General features: G+C 36.9%; 13 protein-coding genes and 1 pseudogene. 12 read left to right on the forward strand and 2 right to left on the reverse strand.

What is annotated here, in order from left to right; translation table 11 throughout:
- Positions 1-37 precede the first annotated feature (37 nt).
- The 7 genes from QF042_RS20535 to QF042_RS20565 all read left to right on the forward strand — a co-directional run bounded on the left by QF042_RS20535 (position 38) and on the right by QF042_RS20565 (position 5,338).
- A complete protein-coding gene (locus tag QF042_RS20535) occupies positions 38-481 on the forward strand; it encodes a hypothetical protein (protein WP_307531886.1) in 444 nt (147 codons plus the stop codon).
- Positions 462-857 (forward strand): group III truncated hemoglobin, encoded by a 396-nt coding sequence (locus QF042_RS20540; RefSeq protein ID WP_307531889.1) that lies wholly within the window; start codon positions 462-464, stop codon positions 855-857. The genes QF042_RS20535 and QF042_RS20540 overlap by 20 nt, the downstream gene beginning before the upstream one ends.
- A 64-nt stretch (positions 858-921) precedes the next feature.
- Positions 922-1,455, forward strand: coding sequence for an SRPBCC family protein (locus tag QF042_RS20545; RefSeq protein WP_307531891.1), 534 nt, complete (start codon positions 922-924; stop codon positions 1,453-1,455).
- A gap of 192 nt (positions 1,456-1,647) precedes the next feature.
- Positions 1,648-2,325, forward strand: a complete 678-nt coding sequence (locus QF042_RS20550) for a response regulator transcription factor (RefSeq protein WP_307531893.1) — start codon at positions 1,648-1,650, stop codon at positions 2,323-2,325.
- Positions 2,326-3,678 (forward strand): cell wall metabolism sensor histidine kinase WalK, encoded by a 1,353-nt coding sequence (locus tag QF042_RS20555; RefSeq protein WP_307531895.1) that lies wholly within the window; start codon positions 2,326-2,328, stop codon positions 3,676-3,678.
- A gap of 211 nt (positions 3,679-3,889) precedes the next feature.
- Positions 3,890-4,387, forward strand: coding sequence for a hypothetical protein (locus QF042_RS20560; protein WP_307531897.1), 498 nt, complete (start codon positions 3,890-3,892; stop codon positions 4,385-4,387).
- Positions 4,388-4,411: 24 nt separating this feature from the next.
- Positions 4,412-5,338 (forward strand): bestrophin family protein, encoded by a 927-nt coding sequence (locus QF042_RS20565; RefSeq protein ID WP_307531900.1) that lies wholly within the window; start codon positions 4,412-4,414, stop codon positions 5,336-5,338.
- A 416-nt stretch (positions 5,339-5,754) separates the two neighbouring features.
- On the opposite strand, the gene gyrB is transcribed toward QF042_RS20565, so the two are convergent.
- Complete coding sequence (gyrB, locus tag QF042_RS20570; RefSeq protein WP_307531902.1) at positions 5,755-7,713, reverse strand: DNA topoisomerase (ATP-hydrolyzing) subunit B; 1,959 nt, start codon at positions 7,711-7,713, stop codon at positions 5,755-5,757.
- A gap of 1,057 nt (positions 7,714-8,770) precedes the next feature.
- Here gyrB and QF042_RS20575 point away from each other — a divergent pair.
- The 3 genes from QF042_RS20575 to QF042_RS20585 all read left to right on the forward strand — a co-directional run bounded on the left by QF042_RS20575 (position 8,771) and on the right by QF042_RS20585 (position 10,791).
- On the forward strand, positions 8,771-9,370 hold the full coding sequence (locus QF042_RS20575) for an OmpH family outer membrane protein (protein WP_307531905.1): 600 nt from the start codon (positions 8,771-8,773) through the stop codon (positions 9,368-9,370).
- Between the two features lie 83 nt (positions 9,371-9,453).
- Positions 9,454-9,894 carry a nucleoside deaminase gene (locus tag QF042_RS20580; protein WP_307531908.1) on the forward strand — a complete coding sequence of 147 codons (441 nt, stop codon included), beginning with the start codon at positions 9,454-9,456 and terminating at the stop codon, positions 9,892-9,894.
- 126 nt (positions 9,895-10,020) lie between these two features.
- On the forward strand, positions 10,021-10,791 hold the full coding sequence (locus tag QF042_RS20585; RefSeq protein WP_307531910.1) for an EcsC family protein: 771 nt from the start codon (positions 10,021-10,023) through the stop codon (positions 10,789-10,791).
- On the opposite strand, the gene QF042_RS20590 is transcribed toward QF042_RS20585, so the two are convergent.
- On the reverse strand, positions 10,792-11,190 hold the full coding sequence (locus QF042_RS20590) for an RNA-binding S4 domain-containing protein (protein WP_307531912.1): 399 nt from the start codon (positions 11,188-11,190) through the stop codon (positions 10,792-10,794).
- 183 nt (positions 11,191-11,373) lie between these two features.
- Between QF042_RS20590 and QF042_RS20595 the strand changes: the two are divergent.
- Positions 11,374-12,193, forward strand: a pseudogene (locus tag QF042_RS20595) (2,3,4,5-tetrahydropyridine-2,6-dicarboxylate N-succinyltransferase).
- A 78-nt stretch (positions 12,194-12,271) separates the two neighbouring features.
- On the forward strand, positions 12,272-13,381 hold the full coding sequence (locus tag QF042_RS20600; RefSeq protein ID WP_307531914.1) for a glycosyltransferase family 1 protein: 1,110 nt from the start codon (positions 12,272-12,274) through the stop codon (positions 13,379-13,381).
- Positions 13,382-13,402: the final 21 nt, after the last annotated feature.

A 13,402-nucleotide genomic window follows, 5' to 3' on the forward strand; every position in this document is an offset into this window, starting at 1 on the left:
ATTTTTATTAAGCCATTTTAAATGACATTTGAACCTGATGAAAAAGTTAATCGCAATTTTTGGTGTTATTTTTTGGGCAGGATTAATTGGCGGAATTAGTTTTTTGGAAGCGCCGTTAAAATTCCAGGCTCCGGGGATTACTATCCCACTTGGTTTAGGTATCGGACAATTGGTTTTTCAGGCACTTAATAAAATAGAGATCGTATTAGTCATCATCATTTTAACCTGCTCCTTACCAGCACCTTTAAAAAACATCCGCAGTATTTTACTTTTCTTGGTTACTATTCTTTTAATGGTAGATACTTTTTGGCTCTTGCCATTACTCGATGAAAGGGCAAAACTGGTTTTGGCTGGCAATGTTCCAATTAAAAGTTATCATCATATATTGTACATCATTATCGACACCATGAAATTCCTGTCATTGATTGTTCTAGGTTTTTTAAGTTTAAAATCACTTTACCATGAAAAAAGTTATTCATAATAGAGAAGATATTATCGTTTTAGTGGATACGTTTTATAAAAATGTTGCGCTTAATAAAGAGATTGGGCCTATATTTACCGACGTGGCTAAAGTAGACTGGTCGCACCACCTCCCAAAAATGTACGATTTCTGGGAAAGCATTCTTTTCGGAAAAGCAATTTACAAAGGAAATCCTATGCTTACCCATTTTGCATTGAATGAACAAACACCCTTGCAAACCGAGGCCTTCGAAACCTGGAAAAAACTGTTCTTCCAAACTGTTGACGATCTTTTTGCGGGAGCTAATGCAGATTTGATTAAACAAAAAGCACAATCTATTGCCGATTTGATGCACTTTAAAATAAATTCGCCGGAATCGAAGATTAAAATTGTTTAAGTTTTTTTACTTTGATTTAAACGGCATTCTTCATAAATTTAGTTAACCAAACTAAATTTAAATTATGAAATTTCTCAAAATCTTATTAGGCATTATTGTCGTATTGGCAATAATTATTATTGGTGGTAGTTTATTTCTGCCAAAAAGCTATTCTGTTAATCGAACTATAACAATTAATGCTCCAGATAGTGTAATCTATAAAAACATTGCCAATTATAATGAATTTTATAAATGGAACGCCTGGTCTAAAATGGACCCACAAGCTAAGGTAACCATTACAGGAACTATCGCCCAACCTGGTCACCTATACCAATGGAACGGAGAAAAAAGTGGTAACGGACAAATGAAAATCAATAAGGTTGAAATCAATAAAATGGTTGATATGGAATTGAGATTCATCAAACCTATGGAAAGTGTTGCCGATACCCGTTTTGATATTGAAAAAGAGACTAATGGAAATAAAGTTATCTGGACCATGAGTGGTGAAAGTAAAGGAATAATAAATAAATGGTTTTGTTTATTTATGGATAAGATGATCGGCAAAGATTTCGAAAACGGACTTAAATCTCTGAAAGAAAAATCAGAGAAGGGAATCTAAAACGCTGTGTCAGTCTGAGCGTAGTCGAAGACCACTTAACTATTTATAGCCTCTCTTTTTGGGAGGCTTTTTTATGCTTCAATCTTAATTACCCAAACAATTGTGTCGGTTTTGCGTTAAAAAAGCATTAAACCAGCTAAACCATCAATTAATATTTTGTAATTCCCTATTTTTTAGATTACTTGCCAGCAAATGAATTTATTACTTGTAGAAGATGAACCGAGCGTTGTATCTGTAATTTCGAGAGGTTTAACCGACGAGGGCTTTACTGTAAGTATTTCTCCTGATGGTTTAATCGGGAAACAGATGGCTTTAGAAAATCAGTTCGACCTGATTATTCTCGATATCATGCTACCAGGAATAAATGGATTGGAGCTTTGCAAAATCATTAAAGAACAACAACCTAATACACCTGTTATTATGCTTACGGCTTTGGGTACTACCGAAAATGTGGTAAACGGACTCGATAATGGTGCGGATGATTATTTAATAAAGCCATTTAAATTTGCAGAACTTTTTGCACGGATCAGAATGCTGTTAAGGCGATATCATGGTGTGGTTTCGCAAGATCAGATTATTTCAGTAGCAGACCTCCAGATTAATTTAAGCGCAAAAACGGTAAAACGAAATCAACAGGAAATTGTACTTACAGCAACAGAGTATCGGCTAATTGAGTACATGGCCAAAAACAAATCTAAAATTTTATCCCGGATAGACATTTTGGAAAATGTTTGGGATATCGATTTTAACCTTGGCACCAATGTAGTTGATGTTTATGTTAATTATCTTCGCAAAAAAATAGATAAAAATGCCGATCAAAAACTTATCCATACCGCAGTAGGCTTAGGTTATATATTAAAGGAAAAATAAATGGAGATAGCCAAGAGGATCACTTTACTTTTCGCCATTTTATCGGCAATTATTATCTCCTTATTAAGTGGTTTTGTTTGGTATTTCTCTAACGACTTCGCCTTTGAAGATTTTTATAAACGCCTGGAGGCCAGGGTTAAAATTGCTGCCCAGATTAAACTGTACGAAGATGGCAACAATAAGGTTTATGCAAAAATGCGGAATCAATACCTGGAGCGGTTACCCTCTGAGAAGGAATATATTATTGAAGCTGGCACAACACCCGGTAAGGTTGACCGTGAATTACCGACTGATTTTTATAACCGGATTAAAGCAGGTTATATGGCCCGTTATCGAGTCGAGAACCATTTCTACGCAGGAAAATACTTTAAAAATAAAAATAACGGATATATCGTTATTGTTTCTGCAAATGACCCTTTTGGTTTTCGGGAGTTAAAAGATCTTCAAAGGATTTTGATAATCGGTTTTTTCCTTTCTGTTATTTTATCTTTTGTGGTTGGCTGGAAATTCTCCAATTACATGTTAATGCCATTAAGGAATATAATTAAAAGCGTAAAAAAAATAAAGGCAGAAAATTTACATTTAAGGTTGGATGTAAAAAAAGGTAACGATGAAATGTCGCAATTGGCCCAAACCTTTAATAACATGCTTAACCGTTTAGAAACAGCTTTCGAAACGCAGAATAACTTCATCAGTAATGCTTCGCACGAATTAAGAACACCATTAACTATTATTAGTGGTGAGGTTGAACTGGCGATGAAAACCATCGAAGATACGGCAAAACAGGAAAAAGCTTTAGCAAAAATTAAAGATGAGGCAGAAAGATTAGAACATATCTTAACCAGTTTACTGGGCCTGGCACAATCTGGCTTTAATGGTAAAAACCAGCCCTGGGAAGAGGTACGAATGGACGAACTGTTATGGGAAATTAAAGAATCTGTTAACCAGGTACACCCCAACAGTAAAATAGAAATCGACTTTACCAAACTACCTGATGATGAAGAATTACTAACACTAAAGGCAAACAAAAACCTGATGAAACTTGCCATCAGCAATATTGTAAACAATGCCTGTAAATACTCCAATGAGAATCTGGTAAGCATTAGTATCGAAAGCAATGTCAATATGCTTTCGATTGCTGTAACCGATAGAGGAATTGGCATACCACAGACAGATATACAGCATATATTTGAACCCTTTTATCGTGCATCTAACACCAATGATTTTAAGGGATATGGCGTTGGCTTGCCACTTTCACTAAATATTATCCGTTTGCACCGGGGTAGTATTGCCATTAAATCGCAGGAAGGGGTTGGCACAGAGATAAAGGTTTTATTGCCGACGAAGAGTTAGTTCGTTTTAATGGTTAATTGTTTAAATCGTTAAAACTGGTTAACTGTTAGTACAATTAACCGATTAACCCGTTTATACAGTTAACCAAGCTTACAGCCACTCCAAAAAGGAGTACGTTCTAATCTCATTCTAATCTCGCTCTTATTTCGCTATAATAACATCAAGCTAAACTTGTATAAATAATTTTTCAATTCATTTAAACAGAATAGCGATGAAAACAGTATTAGTACCAACCGACTTTAAATTAGAAAGCATTAAAATTATTGATGCGCTTGTTCAGCATCAAAAAAATGAAACGTTAAACATTATTTTTGTACATGCCTTTAAATTATCAGATTCGATAACTGATATGTTAATGCTGAGTCGCCGCAGCCGCGATTACGAGAATGTAAGCGACGAATTTTATCAGCAGTTAAACCAGGCCAAGGCAAAGTACCCTACTCAGATTAATACTATTAGGATCGAATATTTTTACGGAAGTACAGTAGCCGCTTTCAAAAACTTTATCGAAGCTTTTGATGTAGACCGTATTGCCTACTTAAAAGAATATAATTTCACACCAATCAACAAATATAGCATCGACCCTAAAATATTAACAGAACGTGCAGGCTGTGAAGTAATTCAATTAAACACGTTGACTGTTCATGCTAGTGAAAATTTAATTGACACAAAAATACACGAAACGCAATTGCAGAAAGCAAATGCTTAATTATCACATTTAAAAAATTATATTATGCTGTTACGAAATAACATTCCGCTCACTTATATATTCGGAAAGATCAAAAAAGAACTCTTGTTTGTTATTGGCTACTCTATAGGTATTGTGGTGTTGTATGAAAACTTTCATGTTACACGCATTTCCATTCCTGTCGCTGTACCAGCTTTACTCGGAACAATCATTTCACTTCTATTGGCGTTTAGGTCTAACCAGGCTTACGATAGATGGTGGGAAGCCAGAATTCTCTGGGGTGCTATTGTTAACGATTCCAGAACCCTTTCCCGCCAAATATTATCTTTCGTCGAAAATCCTTACGGATCAGATGAAATTGAAGAATTTAAGGCGAGGTTTATCAAAAGACAAATTGCCTGGTGTTATGCCTTAAGTCAATCGTTAAGAGGTTTTAACCCACGTAAAGGCCTGGAAGAATACATGTGTACAGAGGAAATTGCTTTTATTAAAAAACGTAAAAATGTAACTGCGACGATATTGGAGTTACATGCCATGGACTTAAAAAAGGCATTGCAAGAAGGTTGGATTAATAAATACCAGCAAATAGAAATCGATAAAACCATTACAGCTTTATGTAACCACATGGGCGGATCGGAAAGAATAAAAAACACCGTTTTTCCGGTTACTTACAGCAAATACATCAACATGTCTATTCATTTATTCATTGTATTGCTGCCTTTTGGCTTAATTGAATATTTTGGCTACATGGAAGTACCTTTGGTAGTAGCTATTGCAGCATTCTTTTTGTTAGTAGAAAAAATGGCGGTTCATCTTCAGGATCCTTTTGAAAACAAACCAACTGATACGCCAACAACAACAATCTGCCGAACTATCGAAAGAGATTTGTGCCAGATGTTGGATGACAATAAAATATACGAGGACAAACCTCAAACCGAATTAGCACCTGTTGGATCATATTACATTTTGTAATCTGTAGTGCCTTAAAATAATCTCTTTTTTTGAGATGGTTAGTTAATCAAAATGTATTTGTACTGGATAGCACAATCATTTTGAAAGGTTTATAGTGATACAAAGCCATTCGTAAACTGAATGGCTTTGTTTTTATAATCAATTATTGTGTAGTCAGGTGTTACCATCTGACTTATAACAACTAAATCTACCCGAAAAAGAAAAATTCAGTACAGTGTAAGATGGTAACATCTTACACCACAATTATCGGGTTACCGTCATTGCGAGGCACGAAGCAATCTTACAACGTTCGCTGGTAAAACCCAAAGCATTAAGATTGCTTCGTGCCTCGCAATGACGAATCTGACAAAAAAAACCTCTCCAAGTTTTAACTTGAAGAGGGTTCGTATTTCAGTCCCCTTTAGGGGATTTAGGGGCTAAGCATCAATTTTGGCATATTTTGCATTACGCTCAATAAACTCTCTACGTGGAGCAACTTCATCGCCCATTAACATAGAGAAAGTATGATCACATTCTGCTGCACTTTCAATTGTAGCCTGTAATAAAGTACGTGTAGCAGGATTCAATGTAGTATCCCAAAGTTGTTCAGCATTCATCTCACCCAAACCTTTGTAACGCTGGATGTGTACGCTATCTTCCTTACCATTACCTTTAATACGTTGTACAGCCGCATCGCGTTGCACATCATTCCAGCAATATTCGAAATCTTTACCTTTTTTAACCTGGTAAAGTGGTGGCGATGCAATATAAACATAACCCGCTTCTATTAATGCCCGCATATAACGGTAGAAGAATGTTAGGATCAAAGTGGTAATGTGAGAACCATCAATATCCGCATCCGTCATGATTACAATCTTGTGATAACGTAATTTAGTCAGGTTTAATGCTTTATCATCTTCAGGCGTACCAATACTCACACCGATTGCCGTAAACATATTTTTGATCTCGTCGTTCTCGTAAATCTTGTGCTCCATCGCTTTTTCTACGTTCAGGATTTTACCTTTTAAAGGCAAAATAGCCTGAATGTTTCTATCACGACCTTGTTTAGCGGTACCACCCGCAGAGTCACCCTCTACCAGGTAGATCTCACATTTTACTGGATCACTGTCTGAGCAATCGGCAAGTTTTCCTGGCAAACCAGAACCACCCATTACACTCTTACGTTGAACCATTTCGCGAGCCTTACGGGCCGCAGCACGAGCTGTAGCAGCCAAGATTACCTTGTTAACGATCATTTTAGCTTCTTTTGGATTTTCTTCCAAATAAGCTCCTAAAGCTTCGCCAACAGCAATATCAACCGCACCCATTACTTCGGTATTACCCAATTTAGTTTTGGTTTGTCCTTCAAATTGAGGTTCTTGCACCTTAACCGAAACTACAGCAGTTAAACCTTCTCTAAAGTCATCACCAGTGATTTCCATTTTCAGGTTTTTCAATAAACCAGATTTATCAGCATAGCTTTTCAGCGTACGTGTTAAACCTCTACGGAAACCTGCAATGTGTGTACCACCCTCGTGTGTGTTGATGTTGTTTACATACGAGTGAACATTTTCTGAGTAACTATCATTGTATTGGAAAGCCAACTCTACAGGAACACCATTTTTAATACCATCGATATAAATCGGTTCTGGTAAGAAAGATGCACGTGTTCCATCTAAAAAGGAAACAAATTCTTTTAAACCACCTTCAGATTGAAAAACTTCTGACAGGAAAGTACCATCATCTAATTTCTCGCGTTCATCAGTTAACGTTAATTTAATTCCTTTATTTAAGAAAGCCAATTCACGTAAACGACCAGCCAATGTATCATACTTATATTCAGTTGTTTGCGTAAAAATAGTTGCATCAGGACTGAAAGTTACAATGGTACCACGTTTATCAGTAACACCGGTTTCCTTTACATCATATAAAGGTTTACCGATATTGTATTCCTGCATCCAGATTTTACCTTCACGGTGAACCTCAGCTTTTAAATGTGTTGATAAGGCGTTAACGCAACTTACCCCCACACCGTGCAAACCTCCGGATACTTTGTAAGTATCTTTATCGAATTTACCACCCGCGTGCAAAACCGTCATTACGATTTCTAGCGCCGATTTATTTTCTTTTGTATTAATCCCGGTTGGAATACCACGACCATTGTCTTCAACTCTGATGGAGTTACCTTCTAAAATTCTAACGTCGATTGTATCTGCATGACCGGCTAAAGCCTCATCAATTGAGTTATCTACAACCTCGTAAACCAAATGGTGTAAACCTTTAACACCAGTATCACCTATATACATTGAAGGGCGCTTACGCACCGCTTCTAAACCTTCTAAAACCTGTATATTATCTGCCGAATAATTTGACTTTAAATCCTGTTCTTCGCTCATATTTTAATTAAAAACAATAAGTATCAAAAATACGGAAATTTTGCCATTTAAACTAATATGTGGATAAATTTCGAGCTGTTAAGAGATAAGGGTTAAAGGGATTAAAACAGGTTTAAATCGGGTTTTGGAAAGCAAAACCTGCATTCCAATCAAAGTCTCCTCCCGCTTTCCATTACAAGTCCCGCTGAAGATGCGGGAGCTTTTCATTTCAATCTGGTTTAGATGGCAAAGCTTTGGTAAATATTAAAGATTGCCCACCAATCGTTCCGACGGAACGAAAACGCCAATTTGCAATTGGCTACCCACGAGTCGTCCCTCTGGGACGAAAAGGATTAATTTTCACATTGCAAATCGTTCCGTAGGGACGACTCATGGGTATAAAAAAATGAAATATTGTTTTCGTTCCGTAGGAACGTTTGGTATTTGAATTTTGCTATTACCACCATGCAACTATAAATAGTATTACTTCCCGTGCCACCTAAACCCGATGGCAGCGGGCATGAAATAAAGCGGACAGCGGGTGTAACGTTAAAATGAAACACTGTGGCTGCTTTCCTCAATCAAAAACCAACTATTTACAATCGCTTATACTTATCGGATTGGCTTTAAATTGGATATAAAAACTAATTCATATAAGCCAATTATGCAATTGGCTACCCAACAATCTTCCAACTGGTACCAAAAGCGTATAATCTCTAAACTATAATTCGTCCAATTGAGACGAAAAGGATTAATTTTCACATTGCAAATCGTTCCGTAGGGACGACTCATGGTAGAAAAAAAATGAAATATTGTTTTCGTTCCGTAGGAACGTTTGGTATTTGAAATTTGATATTACCACCCTGCAACCCTAAATAGTATTACTTCCCGGGCCACCTAAACCCGATGGCAGCGGGCATGAAATAAAGCGGACAGCGGGTGTAACGTTAAATGAAACACTGCGGCTGCTTTCCTCAATCAAAAACCAACTATTTATAATCGCTTATATTATCGGATTGGCTTTAAATTGGATATAAAAACTAATTTATATAAGTTTGCTAAAATTTATTAAACAAGAATGGAAAGAAGAACCTTTAAAACCTTTGGTTTACTTGCAACAGCAACTTTGATAACTGCTTTCTCTGCATGCCAGAACAAAGACACTAAAACTACTGAAACTAAAAAAACAGAGAGTACTACTGCTGCGGTTTCTCCAGCTGAGAAAATTGTGTATGTAAACTCCGACTCGTTACTTACAAAATATGAATACTTCAAAGATCTTAAAGTGAAATTTGAAGGTAAGACCAAAAATGCTCAGGCAGACATGCAGGCTAAAAGTCAGGCTTTTCAAAGAGAAGTGGCACAATACCAACAATCGGCACAAACGCTATCGGCCGATCAACGTAAAAGCACTGAAGAGCGTTTAGCACGTAAACAACAAGAACTACAAACTTACCAACAAAATGCTGGTGGTGCTTTACAGAATGAGCAAGCTGCTGAGAATGAAAAACTTTATGATAAAGTGGCTGATTACTTAAAAGGTTACGCTAAAGAAAAAGGTTATAAAATGGTTTTAACTTATTCAAAAGGTAACAGCGCTATTTTATTTGCCGACGAAAGTTTAGATGTTACTTCGGAAGTAATTAAAGGTTTAAACGCAGAATACAGCAAAAAATAAGCGAATAGCTATTAAAATAATAGATGCCTCGATAAATCGGGGCATTTTTTTTGTTCTATATTTTATAAAAAGATCAGATTAATATGAACAATCAACATCAGGAATATATGCAGATGGCAATTGAGTTATCTGTACAAAATGTGAGCGAAAGCATGGGTGGGCCTTTTGGAGCTGTAGTGGTAAAAGACGGGAAGCTGATTGCCAAATCGGCAAATAAGGTGACCTCTACCAACGATCCAACTGCACATGCTGAGGTTTCGGCAATCAGACTGGCCTGTACCGAATTAAATACTTTCGATTTAAGCGGCTGCGTAATTTACACCAGCTGCGAGCCTTGTCCAATGTGTTTAGGTGCAATTTATTGGGCAAAAATAGACACGATTTATTATGCAAATACCAAGGCTGATGCCGAACACATTGGTTTTAGTGATAAATTTATTTACGAAGAGCTAGACAAGCCCATGGAAAACAGAAGCTTACCCGGTTATCCAGCTGATGCGCGACGAAGCTTTAGCAGCCTTTAAACTCTGGGAAACCTCACCGATGAGGATAGAATACTAAATAAAAGATGTTGGATAACGTGCATTTGCTGCTCCAACATCAAATATGAGCATAACCATTTTAAGGAATAATTATTGCAGTAATTAAGGATGACCTACGAACAAAAAATAACTGGCGAATTAGATTTCTGGAAATTTAAAACCTTACAGAAACCTTCTCTTTTTAATAAGGTAACCGATAAAGTTCAGAAGAAAATAAACAGTTATATCCCAGATAAGGTTCATAGCGCGATTACGTCTGCCATTAAACAGATGGTAAAGGCCGTACTTTTTGGCTCAACATTTACCACATCTAAACCCATTACCGATTTAACCTTGATGCATCGCGAGGCATTGATTAAACAAAAGATAGATAATTACAAAAAAACAGGTGCTGCCGAAGGTGGCATTACTGGTGCAGGAGGCTTTTTAATGAGCCTGGCCGATTTCCCGCTATTGCTGGGTATAAAGATGAAAATGCTTTTTGATATTGCCGCAGTTTACGGATACGATGTTAAAGATTACCGCGAACGTTTATATATTTTACACATCTTCCAGCTGGCCTTTTCAAGTAAAGAAGAAAGCCAGAATATTTTCATGAAAATGCAGGATTGGGATGATAAAGCCCATCAATTACCAACCAATATCGATGAATTTGACTGGCTTACCTTCCAACAGCAATACCGTGATTATATTGATTTAGCAAAACTTGCGCAAATGCTACCATTTGTAGGTGCAGCCGTTGGTGCAGTTGCCAATTATAAATTAATTGAAAAACTGGGCAGAACAGCAATGATGAGTTACCGGATGAGGTATTTCAGTTTGCAGTATGCAGTTATCAGTACGCAAACTGAAAACCGCAAACTAGAAACTGGGAACTAACTATTCCTCTTCAAACATCCCACCAATCAAATCATCCGTTTCCCGTCGATCTTTTTTAGTCGGACGACCAGTACCTCTATCGCGTTTTAGATTTGGTGCATGAAACATCGATTTAAAAGCATGCGTTTCTTCAACTGGCGTTAGGTCTTTGTATTTAGTTAAGGCTGTTGGCGAATCTGTTCTATTATATGAAAGTTCTACCACCTCAATAATTTTTTTTTCGATCCCTTTCGATACCTGATAAACTTCACCTACTTTCACAATGGCTGAAGGTTTAATATTCTGCCCTTTGAGTTTCACTCTACCTGCTTTACAGGCTTCGGTAGCCAGGCTCCTTGTTTTAAACAACCTGATCGCCCACAAATATTTATCTATCCTAAGTTTTTCTGTCTCTGTCATAAAATTCAAAAATACGCATTTAGGTTAACTGTTTAAATTGATTAATCGGTTAATTGGATATGATGTATTCCTACAGTTAACCAATTCAAACGATTAACCAGTTAACCCACCAAAAAACAATTTAAACAATTAACCATTTAATAAGCAAAAATTGATTTATTTTGCGTAAAATTTAAAAACATCATGTATTCAGATTTAAAGAAATTAATTGAAGCCGCTTGGGAGGATAGAACCCTTTTAAAATACAGCAACTATTGCGAAGCCATTGAAGCCGTTATTATGGGCCTTGATAAGGGCGAAATCCGTGTTGCTGAGCCAGTTTTAAACTCTTGGGGCATTAATGAATGGGTAAAGAAAGCGGTAATTTTATATTTCCCGATTCGCGAGATGAAAGAAATTAAAAGTGGGCCTTTTGTTTACCACGATAAAATGGATTTAAAAACCGATTATAAAACAACTGGTGTACGTGTTGTGCCTATGGCAAGTGCGCGTTATGGCTCGTTTTTAGCAAAAGGTGTAATCATGATGCCATCATACGTTAACATTGGCGCTTATGTTGATGAAGGTACCATGGTTGATACCTGGGCTACCGTTGGTTCTTGTGCACAGATTGGTAAACGCGTTCACTTAAGTGGTGGTGTAGGTATTGGTGGTGTTTTAAGAACCTGTTCAAGCTGCTCCGGTAATTATTGAAGATGATTGTTTCTTAGGTTCAAGAGCAATTGTTGTTGAAGGTGTTAAACTAGAGAAAGAAGTAGTGTTAGGTGCTAATGTGGTTTTAACAGCATCGACCAAAATTATTGATGTTACCGGTCCTACCCCAGTAGAATATAAAGGAATTGTTCCAGCTCGCTCGGTTGTTATACCAGGAAGCTATACTAAAAAATTCCCTGCCGGCGAATTTCAGGTTCCTTGTGCTTTAATTATTGGTAAACGTAAAGAAAGTACAGATAAAAAAACTTCGCTTAACGATGCGTTAAGAGAAAATAATGTAGCAGTATAAATGGTTTAAGGTATAGGGCTTAAGGTGTAAGGTAACACCCAAAGCCTTAAACCTTTTACCTTAAACCTTACACCTCTAATGAAGATTGGATACGATGGCAAGCGTGCCGCCAACAATTTAACAGGGCTGGGTAATTACAGCCGGTCTTTAATTGAGCATTTGGCACATCAGTTTCCTCAACACCAGTACCTGGTATACGCTCCAAAAGTAAAATTGGCCAAACAGATTGATGCTTTTTTCGACAATGAAAACATAGAACTAAAGCTTCCTAAAAACGGCCCCTTTTTATGGAGGACTTTAAATATCCTTAAAGATTTAACCCAGGATGATTGTCAGATTTTTCATGGTTTGAGCCACGAAATTCCATTAGCCATACAACACACACGGATTAAATCTATCGTTACCATCCATGATTTAATTTTTCTTCGCTTTCCTCAGTATTACAAATTTATCGACCGCAAATTATATGAGTGGAAAAGTAAATCAGCTTGTAAACGGGCCAATAAGATTATTGCCATCAGCGAAAAAACAAAGGAAGATCTCATTGATCTTTACGGGATCAACCCGGAGAAGATTGAAGTAATTTACCAAAGCTGTGATGACAGTTTTAAAACACCCTTGCCAAAAGAAACATTAAGCAGGATTAAGGCAACTTATAAATTACCTGAAAAATATATTCTGAACGTTGGCACCATTGAAGAGCGTAAGAATCTAAAATTGGCTGTTCAGGCTTTAAAAGAAGTAAACGAAGTATATAAATTGGTGGTGATAGGTAAACAAACTGCTTATTTTAAAACCATTGAGAAAGAAATAGAAAAACTTGGCCTTAAAACCAGAATTCTGTTCTTAAAAAATATCCCTTTTGCCGATCTGCCTGGCATTTATCAAATGGCAAGTGTTTTTGTTTATCCTTCCTTTTACGAAGGTTTTGGCATTCCGATTATCGAGGCACTATACTCTGCAGTTCCTGTAGTTGCAGCAACCGGATCGTGCCTGGAAGAAGCTGGTGGGCCTAATAGTTTATACATCTCACCAAAAGATGCCAGTGCTTTAGCTACAGCGATCAATCAAATTATAGAAAATCCTCAGCTTCAAAAAGAGATGAAAGAAAAAGGGCTGGAATTTGTTCAAAAATTCAATAGCCCTGCCGTTACGCAGCAATTAATGGACTGCTATCTCAGCCTTTAACAAGTTATTCTTCAAAGCTCA

The organism is Pedobacter sp. W3I1 (assembly GCF_030816015.1).
Lineage (GTDB): Bacteria > Bacteroidota > Bacteroidia > Sphingobacteriales > Sphingobacteriaceae > Pedobacter.

Bases quoted from the DNA above. Each gene is read 5' to 3' on its own strand.
- QF042_RS20535 (WP_307531886.1), top strand. From the start codon at position 38: ATGAAAAAGTTAATCGCAATTTTTGGTGTTATTTTTTGGGCAGGATTA.
- QF042_RS20540 (WP_307531889.1), top strand. From the start codon at position 462: ATGAAAAAAGTTATTCATAATAGAGAAGATATTATCGTTTTAGTGGAT.
- QF042_RS20545 (WP_307531891.1), top strand. From the start codon at position 922: ATGAAATTTCTCAAAATCTTATTAGGCATTATTGTCGTATTGGCAATA.
- QF042_RS20550 (WP_307531893.1), top strand. From the start codon at position 1,648: ATGAATTTATTACTTGTAGAAGATGAACCGAGCGTTGTATCTGTAATT.
- QF042_RS20555 (WP_307531895.1), top strand. From the start codon at position 2,326: ATGGAGATAGCCAAGAGGATCACTTTACTTTTCGCCATTTTATCGGCA.
- QF042_RS20560 (WP_307531897.1), top strand. From the start codon at position 3,890: ATGAAAACAGTATTAGTACCAACCGACTTTAAATTAGAAAGCATTAAA.
- QF042_RS20565 (WP_307531900.1), top strand. From the start codon at position 4,412: ATGCTGTTACGAAATAACATTCCGCTCACTTATATATTCGGAAAGATC.
- gyrB (WP_307531902.1), bottom strand. From the start codon at position 7,713: ATGAGCGAAGAACAGGATTTAAAGTCAAATTATTCGGCAGATAATATA.
- QF042_RS20575 (WP_307531905.1), top strand. From the start codon at position 8,771: ATGGAAAGAAGAACCTTTAAAACCTTTGGTTTACTTGCAACAGCAACT.
- QF042_RS20580 (WP_307531908.1), top strand. From the start codon at position 9,454: ATGAACAATCAACATCAGGAATATATGCAGATGGCAATTGAGTTATCT.
- QF042_RS20585 (WP_307531910.1), top strand. From the start codon at position 10,021: ATGACCTACGAACAAAAAATAACTGGCGAATTAGATTTCTGGAAATTT.
- QF042_RS20590 (WP_307531912.1), bottom strand. From the start codon at position 11,190: ATGACAGAGACAGAAAAACTTAGGATAGATAAATATTTGTGGGCGATC.
- QF042_RS20600 (WP_307531914.1), top strand. From the start codon at position 12,272: ATGAAGATTGGATACGATGGCAAGCGTGCCGCCAACAATTTAACAGGG.